Source organism: Ramlibacter sp. P4_H7 (assembly GCF_056400765.1).
Genome location: NZ_JBFUKP010000013.1, coordinates 14989 through 32428, shown reverse-complemented (window position 1 = coordinate 32428; position 17440 = coordinate 14989). Strand labels below are relative to the sequence as shown.

Annotated in this window: 18 protein-coding genes; 10 read left to right on the top strand and 8 right to left on the bottom strand. The window is 68.6% G+C overall.

Annotated elements, in window-relative coordinates:
• Nucleotides 1–105 precede the first annotated feature (105 nt).
• Entirely contained in the window at nucleotides 106–990 is an 885-nt protein-coding gene (locus AC1DSA_RS17515; protein ID WP_477891466.1) for a YihY/virulence factor BrkB family protein, read from the top strand.
• On the opposite strand, the gene ggt is transcribed toward AC1DSA_RS17515, so the two are convergent.
• From ggt to AC1DSA_RS17500, 3 genes are all read right to left on the bottom strand, one after another.
• Nucleotides 987–2777, bottom strand: a complete 1791-nt coding sequence (gene ggt, locus AC1DSA_RS17510) for a gamma-glutamyltransferase (protein ID WP_477891464.1) — start codon at nucleotides 2775–2777, stop codon at nucleotides 987–989. The two genes, AC1DSA_RS17515 and ggt, sit on opposite strands and share 4 nt — an antisense overlap.
• Nucleotides 2778–2851: 74 nt before the next feature.
• Nucleotides 2852–3610, bottom strand: coding sequence for a 3-hydroxyacyl-CoA dehydrogenase (locus AC1DSA_RS17505; protein ID WP_477891462.1), 759 nt, complete (start codon nucleotides 3608–3610; stop codon nucleotides 2852–2854).
• A gap of 201 nt (nucleotides 3611–3811) precedes the next feature.
• On the bottom strand, nucleotides 3812–4855 hold the full coding sequence (locus tag AC1DSA_RS17500; protein WP_477891460.1) for an extracellular solute-binding protein: 1044 nt from the start codon (nucleotides 4853–4855) through the stop codon (nucleotides 3812–3814).
• A 100-nt stretch (nucleotides 4856–4955) separates the two neighbouring features.
• On the opposite strand from AC1DSA_RS17500, the gene AC1DSA_RS17495 reads away from it, so the two are divergent.
• Entirely contained in the window at nucleotides 4956–5843 is an 888-nt protein-coding gene (locus tag AC1DSA_RS17495) for a patatin-like phospholipase family protein (protein ID WP_477891687.1), read from the top strand.
• Between the two features lie 209 nt (nucleotides 5844–6052).
• On the opposite strand, the gene AC1DSA_RS17490 is transcribed toward AC1DSA_RS17495, so the two are convergent.
• On the bottom strand, nucleotides 6053–6598 hold the full coding sequence (locus AC1DSA_RS17490; RefSeq protein ID WP_477891458.1) for a phasin family protein: 546 nt from the start codon (nucleotides 6596–6598) through the stop codon (nucleotides 6053–6055).
• 179 nt (nucleotides 6599–6777) lie between these two features.
• On the opposite strand from AC1DSA_RS17490, the gene AC1DSA_RS17485 reads away from it, so the two are divergent.
• From AC1DSA_RS17485 to AC1DSA_RS17475, 3 genes are read left to right on the top strand one after another with little or no spacing between them, the layout of a single operon-like run.
• On the top strand, nucleotides 6778–7707 hold the full coding sequence (locus AC1DSA_RS17485; protein ID WP_477891456.1) for a histone deacetylase family protein: 930 nt from the start codon (nucleotides 6778–6780) through the stop codon (nucleotides 7705–7707).
• Nucleotides 7704–8150, top strand: coding sequence for an acyl-CoA thioesterase (locus tag AC1DSA_RS17480; protein WP_477891454.1), 447 nt, complete (start codon nucleotides 7704–7706; stop codon nucleotides 8148–8150). The genes AC1DSA_RS17485 and AC1DSA_RS17480 overlap by 4 nt, the downstream gene beginning before the upstream one ends.
• Nucleotides 8147–8875, top strand: a complete 729-nt coding sequence (locus AC1DSA_RS17475; RefSeq protein ID WP_477891452.1) for a nitroreductase — start codon at nucleotides 8147–8149, stop codon at nucleotides 8873–8875. The genes AC1DSA_RS17480 and AC1DSA_RS17475 overlap by 4 nt, the downstream gene beginning before the upstream one ends.
• 13 nt (nucleotides 8876–8888) lie before the next feature.
• Here the strand turns inward: AC1DSA_RS17475 and AC1DSA_RS17470 are convergent, their stop codons facing one another.
• On the bottom strand, nucleotides 8889–9461 hold the full coding sequence (locus AC1DSA_RS17470; protein ID WP_477891450.1) for a hypothetical protein: 573 nt from the start codon (nucleotides 9459–9461) through the stop codon (nucleotides 8889–8891).
• 13 nt (nucleotides 9462–9474) lie between these two features.
• Nucleotides 9475–9717 carry a CsbD family protein gene (locus AC1DSA_RS17465; protein WP_477891449.1) on the bottom strand — a complete coding sequence of 81 codons (243 nt, stop codon included), beginning with the start codon at nucleotides 9715–9717 and terminating at the stop codon, nucleotides 9475–9477.
• A gap of 200 nt (nucleotides 9718–9917) precedes the next feature.
• Here AC1DSA_RS17465 and AC1DSA_RS17460 point away from each other — a divergent pair, with 200 nt between their 5' ends.
• Genes AC1DSA_RS17460 through AC1DSA_RS17445 form a run of 4 tightly spaced genes read left to right on the top strand, consistent with a single transcriptional unit; the run spans nucleotide 9918 to nucleotide 14906 of the window.
• Nucleotides 9918–11327 carry a sodium:proton antiporter gene (locus AC1DSA_RS17460; RefSeq protein WP_477891447.1) on the top strand — a complete coding sequence of 470 codons (1410 nt, stop codon included), beginning with the start codon at nucleotides 9918–9920 and terminating at the stop codon, nucleotides 11325–11327.
• A gap of 5 nt (nucleotides 11328–11332) precedes the next feature.
• Nucleotides 11333–12313 carry a 2-hydroxyacid dehydrogenase gene (locus AC1DSA_RS17455; RefSeq protein WP_477891445.1) on the top strand — a complete coding sequence of 327 codons (981 nt, stop codon included), beginning with the start codon at nucleotides 11333–11335 and terminating at the stop codon, nucleotides 12311–12313.
• A gap of 24 nt (nucleotides 12314–12337) precedes the next feature.
• Nucleotides 12338–13747, top strand: coding sequence for a DNA recombination protein RmuC (locus AC1DSA_RS17450; RefSeq protein WP_477891686.1), 1410 nt, complete (start codon nucleotides 12338–12340; stop codon nucleotides 13745–13747).
• Between the two features lie 10 nt (nucleotides 13748–13757).
• Nucleotides 13758–14906: an MFS transporter gene (locus AC1DSA_RS17445; protein WP_477891684.1), complete on the top strand. Its 1149-nt coding sequence runs from the start codon at nucleotides 13758–13760 to the stop codon at nucleotides 14904–14906.
• On the opposite strand, the gene AC1DSA_RS17440 is transcribed toward AC1DSA_RS17445, so the two are convergent.
• Nucleotides 14884–15747, bottom strand: coding sequence for an LOG family protein (locus tag AC1DSA_RS17440; RefSeq protein ID WP_477891443.1), 864 nt, complete (start codon nucleotides 15745–15747; stop codon nucleotides 14884–14886). The genes AC1DSA_RS17445 and AC1DSA_RS17440 overlap by 23 nt on opposite strands.
• Nucleotides 15748–15836: 89 nt before the next feature.
• Here AC1DSA_RS17440 and AC1DSA_RS17435 point away from each other — a divergent pair, with 89 nt between their 5' ends.
• Nucleotides 15837–16517, top strand: coding sequence for a hypothetical protein (locus AC1DSA_RS17435; protein ID WP_477891441.1), 681 nt, complete (start codon nucleotides 15837–15839; stop codon nucleotides 16515–16517).
• Between the two features lie 97 nt (nucleotides 16518–16614).
• On the opposite strand, the gene AC1DSA_RS17430 is transcribed toward AC1DSA_RS17435, so the two are convergent.
• Nucleotides 16615–17406, bottom strand: coding sequence for a heme-dependent oxidative N-demethylase subunit alpha family protein (locus AC1DSA_RS17430; RefSeq protein WP_477891439.1), 792 nt, complete (start codon nucleotides 17404–17406; stop codon nucleotides 16615–16617).
• Nucleotides 17407–17440: the final 34 nt, after the last annotated feature.

The window sequence follows — 17440 nt, the reverse complement described above, 5'->3', positions numbered from 1 at the left end:
TCTCCTCGGTGGTGGCCCAATCTAGCCGAGCAGGCACGGCAGGCCATGAGGGAAAGCGTGTAACGGCCGCCCCTCGCGGCGCGCGCCGGCGGGCATACTCGCCGCATGCCTGTGCTGAGCCCCGCCAGTGCCTGGGTCCTCGAGAACCCCTGGGCCTTCACCCGCCGCGTCCTGAAGGGATTCCAGTCCAACCAGGGCCTGCTGCTTGCCGGCGCGGTGGCGTACTACGCACTGCTGTCGGTGGTGCCTCTTCTCATCCTGACCGTGATCGTGCTCTCGCACATCGTCGACCAGCGCGAGCTGCTCGTCACGCTCGGCCGCTACATGGAATGGGTGATGCCCGGACAGTCGCGCGCCATCATTGCCGAGCTGGGCAACTTCGTGGCGCACCGGGAGGTGATCGGCTGGGTGCTGCTGGGCACCATGGTGTTCTTCAGCTCGCTGGCATTCACGGTGCTGGAGAAAGCGATGTCGGTGATCTTCCTGCACCGCTTCACGGTGCGGCGACGCCACTTCCTCATCTCCGCGCTGCTGCCCTACTGCTACATCCTGTCGCTCGGCTTCGGACTGCTGGTGGTGACCTTGGCAGCGGGCAGCATCCAGGCGATGGGCGAGAACAGCCTGCACTTCCTGGGCTTCGACTGGTCGCTGGAGGGCATGTCCGGCGTGCTGCTCTACCTGCTGGGCGTCCTGGGCGAGGTGATGCTGCTCACCTCCATCTACATGGTGATGCCGGTGGGGCGCCTGTGGTGGCGGCACGCGCTCGTCGGCGGCTTCACCGCCACGCTGCTGTGGGAGGTCACGCGCCGGGTGCTGGTCTGGTACTTCGGCACGCTGTCGCAGGTGAGCGTGGTCTACGGCTCGCTCACCACCGCGATCGTCGTGCTGTTCACGCTGGAGATCGCGGCGACGCTGCTGCTGCTGGGCGCGCAGGTGATCTCGGAGTACGAGCGGATCGAGCGCAAGGCGGCCGAGGCGGCCGCCGCCTAATCGCCCAGCACGACGCCTTCCCGCCGCGGATCGGCGCCGCCGAACCAGCCGGTCGCCGTGCGCTGGATGGCCTGCAGGCCGCTGGTCATGTCCTGCTCGCGCACCTCATGGCCCCGCGCCTGCAGGGCCTGGACCACGGGCGCGGCGAAGCGCTTCTGCTCCAGCAGCGTGGGTCCATTGTTCGAGCCGAAATTGGGCAGGTCGATCGCCTGCTGGGCGTTGAGGTTCCAGTTCAGCACGCCGTACAGGGTCTTGGCCGTGTAGTGGATGATCAGCGCGCCGCCCGGACTTCCCCCGCTCATCACGAGCTGGCCGGTGGCCTTGTCGAACACCAGCGTCGGCGCCATCGAGGAGCGCGGCCGCTTGCCGGGCTGCACGCGGTTGGCGATCGGGCGGCCCTGCGCGTCGGCCGGCGCGAAGCTGAAGTCGGTCAGCTCGTTGTTCAGCATGAAGCCGCGCACCATCTGGCGGGCGCCGAACTGGTCCTCGATGGTGGTGGTCATCGCGACCGCATTGCCGTACGCGTCGACGATGCTGATGTGCGAAGTGCCGTACTCGACCTGTTCCGGGCTGGGCGCATAGCGGCTCGCCGCCTGCCCCGGCGTGCCGGGCTGCGCCGTCTTCATGCTCTGCGGGCCGATCAGTTGCGCGCGTGCGCGCAAGTAGGCCGGATCCAGCAGCCCCATCCAGCCGCCGGCGGGGGGCTGCACGAAGTCGGGATCGCCAAGGTACTGGCCGCGGTCCGCGAAGGCGAGCCGCGCCGCCTCGGTGTACAGGTGCAGCCACTCCGCCGAAGGCATGCCGTCCGCCAGCGGCAGCTTCTCGGCGTCGGTGCTGGCGAGGATGCCCAGGATCTGCCCCACGGCGATCGCGCCGGAGCTCGGCGGCGGGAAGCCGCAGATGCGGTAGTCCTTGGCACGGGCGCGGTAGTCGTGGCAGATCGGCTCGCGCTTCTTCGGCTGGTAGGCCGCCAGGTCGGCCAGCGACAGCTTGCCGGGGTTGCCGGGGTGCTTCTGCACCTTGTCGACCACCGCCTGCGCGATGTCGCCTTCGTACAGCGCGCGCGATCCTTCGCCGGCGATGCGGCGCAGGACGCGGGCGAGTTCCGGGTTGCGCAGCGTGCTGCCGACGGCGACCGGCTCGCCGTTGGCCTGGAAGAAGTAGGCCTTGGCGACCGGGTCCTTCTGCAGGTGCGCGTCGGCCTTGGCCAGGGTGTTCAGGCGCGGGCTCACCTTGAAGCCGTCCTCGGCCAGCCGGATCGCCGGCTGGAACAGCGCGGCCCAGGGCAGGCGCCCGTACTGGCGGTGCGCCATCTCCAGCACCTTGACCGTGCCCGGCACGCCCACCGAGCGGCCGCCGACCACGGCGTCGTAGAAGGGGAGGGGCTTGCCGTCGGCGCCGAGGAACAGGCGTTCGTCCGCCGCGGCCGGCGCCGTTTCGCGGCCATCGAACGCTTCCACGGCGCGGCCGTTGAAGTGCAGCAGGAAGGTGCCGCCGCCGATGCCGCTGGACTGCGGTTCCACCAGCGTCAGCACCATCTGCACCGCGATCGCCGCATCCACGGCGGAGCCGCCGGCCTTGAGCACCTGGTAGCCCGCGTCGGTGGCCAGCGGATTGGCGGCCGCGACGGCGAACTTCGTGGTCGCCCAGCCGGGCTTGGCCGTCAACCCCGAGGCGGCCTCGGGCTGTTGCGGGACGGTGTAGCTGAAGCTGGAAGGGGTGGGCGGGCTGGCGCAGGCGGCCAGCAGGCTCGCTGCGGCGAGCCAGGTGAGGATGGGGCGGCGCATGGTTTCTCCTTCGACCCTGGTTGTCGTGCCCAGGGACTATAGAGGAGCCGGGCGGCCGCCCGCGGAAGTCCTGCTTACTTCGGCGCCAGCCGGATCGCGCCGTCGAGGCGGATCACTTCGCCGTTGAGCATGTCGTTCTCGAAGATGTGCTTGGCGAGCTTCGCGTAGTCCTCGGGAGTGCCCAGGCGGGAAGGGAAGGGCACGCTGGCGGCCAGCGCGTCCTGCACTTCCTTGGGCATGCCGAACAGCATGGGCGTGCCGAAGATGCCTGGGGCGATGGTCATGTTGCGGATGCCGTTGCGCGCGAGGTCGCGCGCCACTGGCAGCGTCATGCCGACCACGCCGCCCTTGGAGGCGCTGTACGCGGCCTGGCCGATCTGGCCGTCATAGGCCGCGACGGAGGCGGTGGAGATCATGCAGCCGCGCTCGCCGGTGGCTTCCGGCTCGTTCTTCGCCATCGCTTCGGCAGCCAGGCGGATCATGTTGAAGGAGCCGACCAGGTTGACCGTGATGGTCTTGGAGAACAGGGCGAAGTTGTGCGCGCCGTTCTTGCCGACGGTCTTCTCCGCGGGGGCGATGCCGGCGCAGTTCACCAGGCCCATCAGCTTGCCCAGCGAGACGGCCTTGGCCACCACCGCCTGGCCGTCGGCTTCCTGGCTCACGTCGCACTTGACGAAGGCGCCGCCGATCTCCTTGGCGACCTGTTCGCCCTTGTCCGCCTGCATGTCCGCGATGACGACCTTGCCGCCGGCGGCCGCCAGCATGCGTGCGGTACCTTCGCCCAGCCCCGACGCGCCGCCGGTGACGATGAAGACCTTGCCCCGAATGTCCATCTCTCTGCTCCTGGTGTCTGACGTTGACGTAAACGTCAATTATGGAGCAGGAAAAAGCCCGCGCGAAGGCGGGCCGAACCGGTTGCGGGAGGGTATGCACCGGACCCTGCGTTGGTTGTTCTCGGAGTGAGCGTTGAGCCGCCGCAGGTCGGCCTCGAACGCGACCAGCGCGCAGCGGCGCTTGCGCGTCCGCTCCGCGCCTTATTTGAAGCCGACGCGGTCCAGCATCTGCTGCACCTTGACGGTGTTGGCGCCGACGGCGGCCAGCGGGATGGTCTCGCTCTTGAAGTCGCCGCCGCCGGCCATGGACGCAAGCGCGGGGTTGTTCACCTTCACGCCCTTGGCGGTGGGCCACTCGTTGTTGCCGTTGGCGAAGTAGTTCTGGGCCTCGGGACTCGCGAGGTACTCCAGGAACTTGACCGCCGCGGCGGTGTTCTTGCTGTTCTTCGCGACCGCGCCGCCGGCGATGTTGACGTGCGTGCCCCAGGACTGCTGGTTGGGGAACACGATGCCCACCTTTTCCATCAGCGCCTTGTCTTCCGGGGCGGTGGAGCGGATGAGTCGGGCGATGTAGTAGGTGTTGCTCACGGCGACCTGGCATTCGCCCGAGCCCACGGCCTTGATCTGGTCGGTGTCGCCGCCCTTGGGGTCGCGCGCCATGTTGGCGACGATGCCCTTGAGCCACGCCTCGGCCTTCTGCTCGCCCAGGTGCTCGGTCACGGCGCCGAACAGCGACAGGTTGTACGGGTGCGAACCCGAGCGCAGGCAGACCTTGCCCTTGTTCTTGGGATCGGCCAGTTCCTCGTAGGTGTCCACGTCCTCGCGCTTGACCTTCACCTTGTCGTAGACGACGACGCGCGCGCGGGTCGAGAACCCGTACCAGGTGGTGCCCTCGGGGCCGGAGGCGGCGCGGTACTGCGCGGGGATGGCGTCGTCCAGGACCTTGGACTTGACCGGCTTGAACAGGCCGTCCACGTCGCCCTTGTAGAGGCGGGCGGCATCCACCAGCAGGATCACGTCGGCCGGGGAGGCGGCGCCTTCGGCCTTGAGCCGGGCCAGAATACCGGCGTCGTCGGCATCCACGCGGTTGATCTTGATGCCGGTGGCCTTGGTGAAGTTGCTGTACAGCGCCTCGTCGGTCGAATAGTGGCGGGCGGAGTAGAGGTTCAGCACCTGGTCCTGGGCGGTGACCGAGGTCACGGTGGCGACGAGGAGGGTCGCGATGCCGGCGGCCTTGAAGAGCATGGGGTTCCTGTCCTTGTGAAAGCGGTTAACGTTGGGCGCGATGATAAAACAAACGCGAATCATTCTCAATAAACTTCCCGACCGGGGTTTGACCCAGGTCATGGTCCTGGCACTCTCGGCCGCGCTCGCGGCGTGCACGATGCCGCCGACCCGCCCGCAGCCCGACGTGGTTGCGCCGCCGCCCGTGGCCGTGGCCAAGGTGCCACCCAAGGTCGGGCTGGCCCTGGGCGGCGGCGCGGCCCGCGGATTTGCGCACGTGGGCGTGATCCAGGTGCTGGAGGAGGCCGGCATCAAGCCGCAGCTGGTGGTGGGCACTTCGGCCGGCAGCCTGGTGGCCGCGCTCTACGCCAGCGGCCGCAACGGCCAGCAGTTGCAGGCGGTGGCGACCAGCATGGACGAGGCCGCGTTCGCCGACTGGACGCTGCCGATCTTCAGCCGCGGCGTGCTGCGCGGCGAGGCCCTGGGCCGCTACGTCAACACGCAGGTCGCGAACCGGCTGATCGAGAACATGCCGGTGCCGCTCGGCATCGTCGCGACCGACCTCAACTCCGGGCAGGGCGTGCTGTTCCGCCGCGGCGACACCGGCACCGCGGTGCGCGCCTCCAGCGCGGTGCCGGCGGTGTTCCTGCCGGTGAAGATCGGCAGCCAGGAATTCGTCGATGGCGGACTGGTTTCGCCGGTGCCCGTGCGCTACGCGCGCCAGATGGGAGCCGAACTGGTGATCGCCGTGGACATCTCCAGCGCGCCGGAAGGCAATCCTTCGGCCGATCCGCTGCAGATCCTGCTGCAGACCTTCGCCATCATGGGCAAGAGCATCAATGGCTGGGAGCTCAAGGATGCGGACATCGTGGTGCGGCCCGCGCTCAACGGCATGGGTGGCGGCGACTTCGCCGGCAAGCGCCGCGCGATCGAGGCCGGCCGCGCGGCGATGCAGTCGCTGCTGCCGCAGCTGCGCGCGGCGCTGGAAGCCAAGGCGCACGCCCCCTGAGGTCCGCCCAGGAACGTCGCCCAAGAAAAAAGCCACCAGTGTTGCCACTGGTGGCTGGAAGGGATCCCTGAACCTGTGAAGGTGTCGAAAGGACCCGAGGAGACAACCTGAAGAACCCGCGGTTCGCACCGCAAGTATCTGATAGGGTCGAATCTATTCGCAGAGTTCCCGCTCCAGCGAGCTGGTGTCAGGAACCCTCAAATCAAGTCTCAGGCGCGCTTGGCCTTGGTCGTCTTGGAAGCGTTCACGGCGGTGTTGGCCACCGCGTTGAAGTTGGCTTCGGCCACGTCGGTGGCTTGCTTGACGGCCTTCTGCACGGATTCCAGGGCGTTGTTGCCGGCGGCAACGGCGCTCTTGAACACGGCGACGGCGGTTTCGGAACCGGCGGGCGCGTTCTTGGCGGCGTTGTCCACGACGGCCAGGAACTTCTTCTGCACGTCGGCCACCTGGCCTTCGAACTGCTTGTTGAACTCGGCACCGGTCACGGTGGCGATGTCATACAGGTGACGGCTGTAGGCAGCGGTTTTCTCGGCCAGGGGCTGGAACAGGGCGGCTTGCAGGGCCAGCAGTTCCTGCGCGTCCTTGACGCTCAGCAGGCTCTGGGTGGTTTCGGCGGCTTCGACCAGGGCGGCCTTGGAAGCGGTGACGTTCAGCTCGACGAGCTTCTCGACGCCTTCGAAGGCCTTGGTGGTCAGGCCGAACAGGGTTTCGACATTGGCTTTTTGGGCGGCCAGCATTTGCTCAGCAGTCAGCATGGAATTCTCCAGGTAGGTGAAAAGGGTTGCGAATCAGGACTTCTTCAACTGCCCTGACTGTGTTGCAGTGCAGCATGGACGAAGTATAAGGGTGCCACCCGTCATTGCAAGCGCTTTTTGTTGCGCTGCAACAATCTAGAACAGGTTCCCTAGTTCCGGCAGCCCGGACAATCGTCCCCATGCAGGTCTTCTATGCGGACCAGTTCGTGCTGCCCCTGCCCGCCGGGCATCGCTTCCCGATGGGCAAGTACCGCCTGTTGCGGGACCGGCTGGCGGCCGAGCTGCCCGAGATCCGGCTGATGCAGGCGCAGCCCGCTTCCGACGGCGAACTCGCCCTGGTCCACACCCCGGCCTACATCCAGGGGATCGGCGACGGCTCGGTGGACCCGAAGATCCTGCGCGAGATCGGCTTTCCCTGGAGCAGCGCCATGGCCGAGCGCGCCCGGCGCTCGGTGGGCGCGACCATCGCCGCCTGCCGCACGGCTTTCCTGGAAGGCGTGGCGGCCAACATCGCCGGAGGCACGCACCATGCCTACCCGGAGCGGGGCGGTGGCTTCTGCGTGTTCAACGATGCGGCCGTGGCGGCCCGCCTGATGCAGGCGGAGCAGGCCCGGCGCAGCCGCACGCCCCTGCGGGTGGCGATCGTCGACCTCGACGTGCACCAGGGCAATGGCACGGCTCGCATCTTCCAGGGCGACCCCACGGTGTTCACGCTGTCGCTGCACGGGCAGAAGAACTTCCCCTTTCGCAAGGAGGCCAGCGACCTGGACGTGGACCTGCCTGACGGCACCGGCGACGACGCCTACCTGCAGGCGCTGGAGCGGGCGCTGGACGAACTGGCGCACCGCTTCGATCCCGGCCTGGTGATCTACCTGGCCGGCGCCGATCCGCACGAGGGCGACCGGCTCGGCCGCCTGAAGCTCACCTGGGACGGGCTGGAGGCGCGCGATCGCCGAGTGTTCGACTGGGCCTGGCAGCGCGGCGTGCCGCTCGCCTTCGCCATGGCCGGGGGCTACGGCCACCGGCTGGAGGACACGGTGCAGGTGCAGGTGAACACCTTCGCCGTCGCGATGGCCTACGCGCGGCGCTGGCACAATCGCCCGCGATGAGCGAACCGACTCCCGCGAAGCCGCAGCCCGAGGGACGTGCCGGCTACCAGGCCTTCCGCACGATCAGCACCCGCTGGATGGACAACGACGCCTACGGTCACGTGAACAACGTCGTGTACTACAGCTGGTTCGACACGGTGGTGAACGCGCACCTGATCGAGCAGGGCGCGCTGGACATCCAGCACGGCGAGACCATCGGCCTGGTGATCGAGACCCAGTGCAACTACTTCGCGCCGGTGGAGTTTCCGCAGACCGTGGAAGCGGGCCTGCGGGTGGCCAGGATCGGCAAGTCCAGCGTCCGCTACGAGGTGGGCCTGTTCCTCCAGGGCGAGCCGCTCACCGCGGCCAAGGGCCACTTCGTCCACGTCTACGTCGACCGCGCCACCCGGCGTCCCACCCATTTGCCGCAACGCCTGAAGAGCGTGCTGGAGGCCCTGCAGTGACGACCAACCAGGTGGCCACGCTGGTGGCCGATTCCGCGAGCGTCGATGCCGCCATCGAGAGCCGCTTTTCCTGCCGTGCCTTCCAGCGCGAACGGGCCGTCCCGCGCGAGGTCATCGAGCACATCCTGTCGGTCGCCAGGCGCGCGCCTTCCGGCACCAACACGCAGCCCTGGAAGGTCTACGTGCTGCAGGGCGCCAGCCGCGACACGCTGGTGGACCAGGTCTGCGCCGCGCACGACGCGGTGTACGCCGATCCCGCGCTCGCCGAGCAATACCGGGAGGAGTACGACTACTACCCGACCCGATGGGTCTCGCCCTACATCGACCGGCGGCGCGAGAACGGCTGGAGCCTGTACGGCCTGCTGGGCATCGCCAAGGGCGAGAAGGAGAAGATGCATGCGCAGCACCAGCGCAACTTCCGCTTCTTCGACGCGCCGGTGGGGCTGATGTTCACGATCGACCGCATCCTGGGCCGCGGCTCGCTGATGGACTACGGCATGTTCCTGGAGAACGTCATGGTTGCTGCCCGCGGCCAGGGCCTGCACACCTGCCCGCAGGCGGCCTGGAACGGCTTCGCGAAGATCATCCTGCCGCACATCGGCGCCGGCGCCGACGAGATGCTGGTCTGCGGCATGTCCCTGGGCTATGCCGACCTGGACGCGAAGGTGAACGGCTTCCACACGCCGCGCGAACCGGTGGCGTCCTTCACCCACTGGCTGGAGTAACCAGGACGGGGCGTCAGGACGGGCCGAAGCGCCGCTTCGCCTCGCCCATGCAGGCTTGCTGGGCCTCGATGGGCAGCATGTCGCAGCGCTCGCGGGCCGCTGCGAACTGCGCGGCGGCAATCCGGTCGGGCTGCGCGCTGCGCTCGCGCGCGGCGTTCTGGGCATGCAGGGCCTGCGCGGCCCGCGCGTTCGGTTGCTGCGCCTCCGCCTTGGCGGCATCCAGCGCCGCGGTGGCGTCTTCGCGGCACACGGTGCGCGCCGGACCGAGTTCGGCCTTGCATCGCACCATCGCTGCTTCGTAGGCCGCCTCGGCCTTCGCCAGCCGCAGCTTGCGGTCGTTCTCCGCGGTGGGACGGGCCTGCAGCTGCAGCGCCGACAACTGGACATCGCGCTCGCCCTGCGCCTTTTCCTCGCACAGTTCGCGCGCGTGGCCTTCCACGCGCAGGCAGCTGACATGGGCCTGGTTGTACTGGGCGGCGATGCGGGCCTTCTGCGCATCGAGCGGGCTGGCGGGGGCCATCGGTTCGGCGTGCGCCCCGACAGCGCTCGCGAGGGCCGTGACGAGGATGGCGAGGGGAAGCTTCACGGTGCGGTCCTTCTCAGCGGCTCTTGTCGGTGCTGTGCGCGTCGTCGAAGCAGAAGCCGGCATGCGTCTGCTCGAAGCCGCGCACCTGGCGGTCGGCCTCCTCCCGGGCGAGCCCGTGCCGCTGCTGGATGCGCCCGAGCAGCTGGTCGCGCCGGCCGGCGATGACGTCGAGGTCGTCGTCGGTCAGCTTGCCCCACTGCTCCTTGACCTTGCCCTTCAGCTGCTTCCATCGACCCTGGACTCGGTCGTTGTTCATAGGTTCTCCCGAGAGCGCCCCCACGGGCGCTCCTGCATGCAAAGAGTGGCGCGAACGACATGCTCAACCGGTAGGAAGCCGGCCGCAGGTGGGGTAGGTTGGGGCCGATTGGCCGGGCCGGACCCCGCCGGCGATTGGTTATGCTCGGCGCCGCTGCAAGAAAAACCACGCCGGCCACCGCCGGCCGAAGAGGAGATCCGATGACCAAGCTCCGGCCGTTGCTGCTGGCCTGCCTTCTGTTGTGTCCCGCTTGGGCGGGCGCCGCGGAATTCGATGCCAGCCGGCTGTCGCCGCTATGGGGCGTGCCCTTCGCCGGCATCCTGTTGTCGATCGCTCTGTGCCCACTGCTGACTCCCCGGTTCTGGCACCACCATTACGGCAAGATCGCCGCCGGCTGGGCTCTCGCCTTCATGGTGCCCTTCGCGCTGCTGCACGGCCTGCCCAACGCGGGTTCAGAGCTCGCACACGTACTGGTGGGCGAGTACATCCCCTTCGTGATCCTGCTGACCGCGCTGTTCTCGGTGGCAGGCGGCATCTACATCCGCGGCAACCTGCACGGCAATCCGGCGCTGAACACCGCCATCCTTGGCACCGGCGCGGTACTGGCGAGCCTGATGGGCACGACGGGGGCGTCGATGCTGCTGATCCGGCCGCTGATCCGCGCCAACGACAACCGCAAGCACGTCGCCCACACGGTGGTGTTTTTCATCTTCATCGTGTCGAATGCCGGGGGCTCCCTCACGCCGCTGGGCGATCCGCCTCTGTTCCTGGGCTTCCTGCAGGGCGTGGACTTCTTCTGGACGGTCAGCCATATCTTTCCGGAGACGCTGTTCCTGGTCGGTGCGTTGCTGCTGCTGTTCTATCTACTCGACTCGTATTACTTCCACAAGCGGGAGGAAATCCAGCCGGTCGACCCGACGCCGGACACGCGAGGCATCGGCTTCGACGGGGCCCGCAACTTCTGGCTGCTGGGCGCCATCGTGGGCCTGGTGCTGCTCAGCGGGTTCTGGAAATCGTCGGTGGCGTTCCACGTCCTCGGCGCCGAGGTGAAGTTGCCTGGGCTGGTGCGTGACATCGGCCTGATCCTGGTGACTCTCCTGTCCCTCAAGATCACGCCCGCCTCGGTGCACAAGGCCAACCAGTTCTCCTGGGCGCCCATGCAGGAGGTCGCCAAGCTGTTCGCCGGCATCTTCATCACGATCGTGCCGGTGATCGCGATGCTGCGGGCCGGCATCGACGGTCCCTTCGGTGCGATCATCGCCCTGGTGACGCGGCCGGACGGTTCACCCGACCCGGCGATGTACTTCTGGGCGAGCGGCACGCTCAGCTCCTTCCTGGACAACGCCCCCACTTACCTGGTGTTCTTCAACACCGCCGGCGGCGACCCGCAGGTGCTGATGAACCAGCTGGCCCCCGTCCTGGCCGCGATATCGGCAGGCTCGGTGTTCATGGGCGCCAACAGCTACATTGGCAACGCGCCCAACCTGATGGTCAAGTCCATCGCCGAGGACCGCGGGGTCAAGATGCCCAGCTTCTTCGGCTACATGGCCTGGTCCGTGGGCATCCTCGTTCCTCTGTTCCTCATCATGACCTTCATCTGGTTCCGCTAGACACCATGAGCAAACCCCGCATCCTCGTCGCCCGGGCCGTGTTCCCGGAGACCATCGCGCGCCTCGAACAGCATTTCGAGGTGGAAAGCAACCAGTCCGACGCCGCCTGGAGCAAGCAGGACCTGATCGCCCGGCTGCAGGGCAAGGTCGGCGCCTTCACCACCGGCACCGAGCGCATCGATGCCGATCTGCTGGCGGCCTGCCCCGATTTGAAGATCTGCGCCAACATGGCCGTGGGCTTCAACAACTTCGACATCCCGGCCATGACGGCGCGCAAGGTGCTGGGCACCAACACGCCGGACGTGCTGACCGAGACCACGGCCGATTTCGGCTTCGCGCTGCTGATGGCCACGGCGCGCCGCATCACCGAGAGCGAGCATTACCTGCGCGCGGGGAAATGGACGAAGTGGAGCTTCGACATGTTCGCCGGCGCGGAGGTGAACGGCAGCACGCTGGGCATCCTGGGCATGGGCCGCATCGGCCAGGGCATCGCCCGCCGCGGCGCCCTGGGCTTCGGCATGAACGTGATCTACCACAACCGTTCGCGGCTGACCCCCGATCTCGAAGCGGCCTGCAAGGCGCGCTACGTAAGCAAGGAAGAACTGCTGAAGACCGCCGACCACCTGGTGCTGGTGTTGCCGTACTCGGCGGAATCGCACCACACGATCGCGGCGAAGGAGCTGGCACTGATGAAGCCGACGGCCACGCTGGTGAACATCGCGCGCGGCGGCATCGTCGACGACGCCGCGCTGGCGCAGGCCCTGCGCGACAAGCGCATCGCCGCCGCCGGCCTCGACGTGTTCGAGGGCGAGCCCAAGGTGCATCCGGACCTGCTCACCGTGCCCAACGTGGTGCTCACGCCCCACATCGCGAGCGCCACGGTGCCGACGCGCCGGGCCATGGCCGACCTCGCCGCCGACAACCTGGTCGGTTTCCTGGTGAACGGCAAGGCGCTCACCCCCCTGAACCCCGAAGCCCTGAAGTAATCGCAAGTGGAAATCTGGATCGTGATGGCGCTGGCGTTCGCCAGCGTCGTGCTGCTGGTGGCCTTGCTGATGCGCAAGCCCCCGGTGATGGACACCGGCCGCGCCGAACTGATGGCGGCCAACGAACGCCTGGAGCGCGAACTGCGCCGGGAGATCAGCGAGAGCTCGCGCGGCCTGCGCGGCGAGCTCACGCAGACGCTGGCGAGCTTCCAGCAGGGGCTGATGCAGCAGGGCCAGGAGGCCGCCCGCACGCAGAACGCGCACGCTGACGCCTACGCGCAGCAGCTGACGCAGACGCTGTCGACCTTCCAGCAGACGCTGATGCAGCAGTCGCAGGAGGCCACCCGGACGCAGAACGCGCAGATCGACGCCTTCGCCCAGCAGCTCGCGTTGACGCAAAAGACCATCACCGACTCGCTGCGCGACCTGAGCGAGGCCAATGCGCGCCGCATCGCCGAAGTGCGCGAGACGCTGGAGACGCAGCTCACTGCCATGCAGCAGACCAACGCCGCCAAGCTGGAAGAGATGCGCAAGACGGTCGACGAGAAGCTGCAGACCACGCTGGAAACCCGGCTGGGCGAGAGCTTCAAGCAGGTGGCCGAGCGGCTGGAGCAGGTGCACCACGGCCTGGGACAGATGCAGTCGCTGGCGCAGGGCGTGGGCGACCTGCAGCGCGTGCTGACCAACGTCAAGACCCGCGGCATGTTCGGCGAGGTGCAGCTGGAGGCGCTGCTGGAACAGGTGCTCACCACCGAGCAGTACGGCAAGCAGGTCGAGACCAAGCCGCGCAGCAACCAGCGCGTGGACTTCGCGGTGCGCTTCCCGGGCCGCAGCTCGGACGGCACGCCGGTCTGGCTGCCGATCGATGCCAAGTTCCCGCGCGACGACTACGAGCGCCTGCTGGAGGCCCACGACCGCGCCGATGCGGCGGGCGTGGAGAGCGCCGGGCGCGCGCTGGAAGTCCGCATCCGGGAAGAGGCCAAGTCGATCTGCGAGTCCTACCTGTGCCCGCCGTACACCACCGACTTCGCCATCCTGTTCCTGCCGATCGAGAGCCTGTACGCGGAAGTGCTGCGCCGGCCCGGCCTGATGGACAAGATCCAGCGCGATTACCGCGTGACGCTGGCGGGGCCGACGACCCTGCTGGCGATGCTGAACAGCCTGCACATGGGCTTCCGCACGCTGGCCCTGGAGCAGCAGGCCTCGGAAGTGTGGAAGGTATTGGGTGCGGTCAAGACCGAGTTCGACCGCTACGGCGAATGGGTCGCCCGCATCCGGGAGCAGGTGCAGAAGGCCGCGGACACGGTCGACAAGGCCGAGACCCGGACCAAGATGATGCGGCGTGCGCTGAAGGACGTGGAGGCGCTGCCCGAGGGCCAGGCCCAGGTCCTGCTGCCGCTGGCCGACGACAACGGTGACGACGCCGACGCCTGAATCCGGCGGCCTGACGCGGGAGCTCGCGCGGCTGATCACCGGCCACGTGTTCCTGCACGCGTGCATGGCGGGCATGCGCATGGCCGCGCCGCTGCTGGCGCTGCGCGAGGGCTACAGCGAGGCGGCCGTCGGCGTGCTGCTCGCGCTCTACGCGCTCACGCAGGTGTTCCTCGCGCTGCCGGCGGGCCGCTTCGCCGACCGGCATGGGCTCAAGCGCCCGGTGGCCCTGAGCGTCGCCGCGGCCACGTTCGGCGCCGGGCTGGCCGTGGCCTTCCCGGTCTTCCCCGTCCTGTGCCTCAGCGCGCTGCTCACCGGTGGCGCCACCGGCGCGGCGGTGATTGCGCTGCAGCGCCACGTAGGGCGAGCCGCCCAGACCCCCACCCAGTTGAAGCAGGTGTTCTCCTGGCTGGCCATCGGGCCGGCGTTCTCCAATTTCCTGGGTCCATTCGTGGCCGGGCTGGTGATCGACCACGCGGGCTTCCGCTGGGCCTTCTTCGTGATGGCAGCCTTGCCGCTCGTGGCCTGGGCCTGGATCCGGCGGGTGCACGAGGCGCCGCTGCCCGAGCGACCGGCCCGCGCCGCGAGTGCCCGCGCCTGGGACCTGGTGCGCGAGCCGATGTTCCGCCGCCTGCTGATCGTCAACTGGTTCCTGTCCTCGGCCTGGGACGTGCACACCTTCGTCGTGCCGGTGCTGGGCCACGAGCGTGGCCTGTCCGCCTCGGTGATCGGCTCCATCCTCGGCGCCTTCGCGATCGCGGCCGCCGCGGTGCGGGTGCTGCTGCCGATGCTGGCGGCGCGCCTGCACGAATGGGCGCTGGTGGCGGGAGCGATGGTCGCCACCGCCTTGATCTATGCGGTGTACCCGCTGATGCACACGGCTCTGACCATGGGCCTGTGCTCGGTCCTGCTGGGCCTGGCGCTGGGCTGCGTGCAGCCCATGATCATGAGCATGCTGCACCAGATCACGCCGCACCACCGCCAGGGCGAGGCCGTGGGGATGCGGCTGATGGTGATCAATGCCTCCAGCGTGGCGATGCCCATGCTGTTCGGCGCCGCCGGCTCGGTGGTGGGCATCAGCGCCGTGTTCTGGACCATGGCGGCCATGGTCGGCGCCGGCTCGCGGCTGGCGCTGAAGCTCAAAGGCGATAGAACGTCTTGATCGCTTCCCAGGCGGCTTCGGGTGCGTCCGCGAAGGTGAACAGGTCGAGGTCCGCCGGCGAGATCACGCCTTCCTCGACCAGCAGGTCGAAGTTGATCAGCCGCTTCCAGTAGTCGGAGCCGAACAGCACGATCGGCACCTGGCGCGCCTTGCGCGTCTGCACGAGGGTGATCACCTCGAACAGCTCGTCCAGCGTGCCGAAGCCGCCCGGGAAGGCCACAAGCGCCTTCGCGCGCATCATGAAATGCATCTTGCGCAGCGCGAAGTAGTGGAACTTGAAGGACAGGGCCGGCGTGACGTACAGGTTGGCGGCTTCCTCCATCGGCAGCGCGATCGACAGGCCGACGCTGATGCCGTCGGCTTCATGGGCGCCTCGGTTGGCCGCCTCCATGATGCCGGGGCCGCCGCCGGTGCAGACGAACAGCATGTCGCGCGGCTCCTTGCCGGCGCTGTACTCGGCGACCAGCCGGCCGAAGGCTCGGGACTTCTCGTAGTAATGGGCGTTGCGGGCGAGCGCGCGCGCGCGGCGGGCGGCCGCCTCGTCGCCGGATTTCTCGGCGGCCTGGACCATGGTGGCGGAGCCCTCGGTGTCGCGGAAGCGGGCGCTGCCGAACACGACGATCGTGTTCTCGATGCCGTGGGCCTGCTGCTCCAGGTCGGGTTTGAGCAGCTCGAGCTGGAAGCGGATGCCGCGGGTCTCGCGGCGAAGCAGGAATTCGGGGTCGGCGAAGGCCAGGCGGCCGGCGTCGGGGTCCAGCGGCAGGCCGGCGTCCGAGTGGGCCTTGAGGGTGGCCCAGGCATCGGCCAGCCGCCGGTCGTGAATGTTGCGGGTCGAAGACATGGCAGCCATTGTGGCCGGAATCGTGGCGCCCCCGGGCTTCACGACAGTCGAGGAATCCCCTTATCCTGTCGGCAAGACCAGGGGACCAGGTGGACAACACGGTGTACCACGTGCTGCTCGAAGGCCGCAGGATCGGGCCCTACGACCGCCGCACCATCGTCGGCATGCGGGTGAAGAAGGCGCTGACCAGCGAACACGTACTGGTCGCTGCCGACGGCGTGCAGCTCACCGTGGCCGACCTCGTCCGCCAGGGCCAGGCCGACAGCGGCTTCGGGCCCAGCGAGAACAGCCGGCTTTCCAGCAGCTACTCCGTCGTGCAGGGCATCCACGCGGGCCACCTGCTGGAGACCGAAGGCAAGGGACACGCCATCCCGCCGTTCAAGGGGGAACTCGAAGTGCGCGTGCAGACCAAGGTGCTGCGCATCTCCGGCCGCTTCCGCGAAGGGCTCGCCTGGAAAGAGGATCGCGTCAAGTTCCCGCTGCAGGACATCGCGCACGCGCGGCTGCGCGGCACGGTGGTGGACCTGTGGATCCGGGTTGCCGATCGTGCCGGCATGCAGCGAGTCACCCTGGACCTGCTCACGCCCGAGGCCGCGGGCGACCTGGCGGAGAGCCTGCCCTTCGCCGTCCCCTGGCCCGGGAGCGAACCGCTGGCCGGACGGCCCCAGGCCGGCGCCAGCGCCGTGCATCCCCTGCTGTGGGCCCTGCTGGCCGCAGTCGCGATCCTGGTCGGCAGCCTGCTCGTGTGGGTGCTGGCCCGCCGCTTCTAGCGCTGCACGGCGCCAGGCGAGCCCGGCGGGACCAAGGGCACCGCCAGCGCATTCCCTGGCAGGACGATGACCTGAGCCATGACGACCAGCCGTTCCATCAGCGGGCACGCGCCGCCAGCCAAGTGAGCAGGGGAGCGCGCGCCGCGGCCAGGTTTTTGTAGGCGAGGACGGCTTCGCTCATGGAGGCAAGCGCATCGTGCAGGCGCTTTGCGTCGTCGTGGGTGCGCACGACCTCCACCAGGGGCCGCAGCACCACCCGGATGGTGAACACGGCCTGCCGGCCGCCCGGAATCGGAAAGAACGTCTGTCGCTCCCAGCGCAGGAAGCACTGGCAGGCGAAGGCATCCGGATCGATCGGGTCGGGCCAGGGCGCACGGGGCCGCCGGCGTGGGTGCTGGTCGTAGCGGCCGCTGGGCGTCAGCGTCCAGACGAAGCGCTCGAAGCGGTCGCCGCCCGTGACGAGCTGCACCAGCTGGCGGCCGGCTGCGAGGAGGGCCGCGTTGTCCGCCACCGGCGCGTGCACAGCCGCGAAGGCCTGCCCGAGCTTGTCTTCGGGCGCCCAGTGCGAGGGGACGCAGACACAGAGCCAGGGCAGGGTGGCACTGTCGCCGTCCAGCACGGCGAAGTCTTCCTCGAAGGCCAGCTCCACCGGTTCCGCGGCCGGCAGGCCCTCTGCCCGGGCCTGCTGCAGGATCGCTCCGATCGCGGGGCCGGCATCGAAGCCGGGTACGGCGATGCGGCTCGCACCGCTGTCCACCACGCGCTTCTTTTCCTGCCACAGCGGACTGCCCGGCGCGAGCGGCGTCAGGTGCCGCGCGCCAGGGTCCAGCCGCTGCAGGCCGGGCTGCATGCGGAAGGGGACGGCGATGCGGGAGAAGTCGAAGTCCATGTGAAAAAGGCTCCTTGCGGAGCCTTCGTTCGGA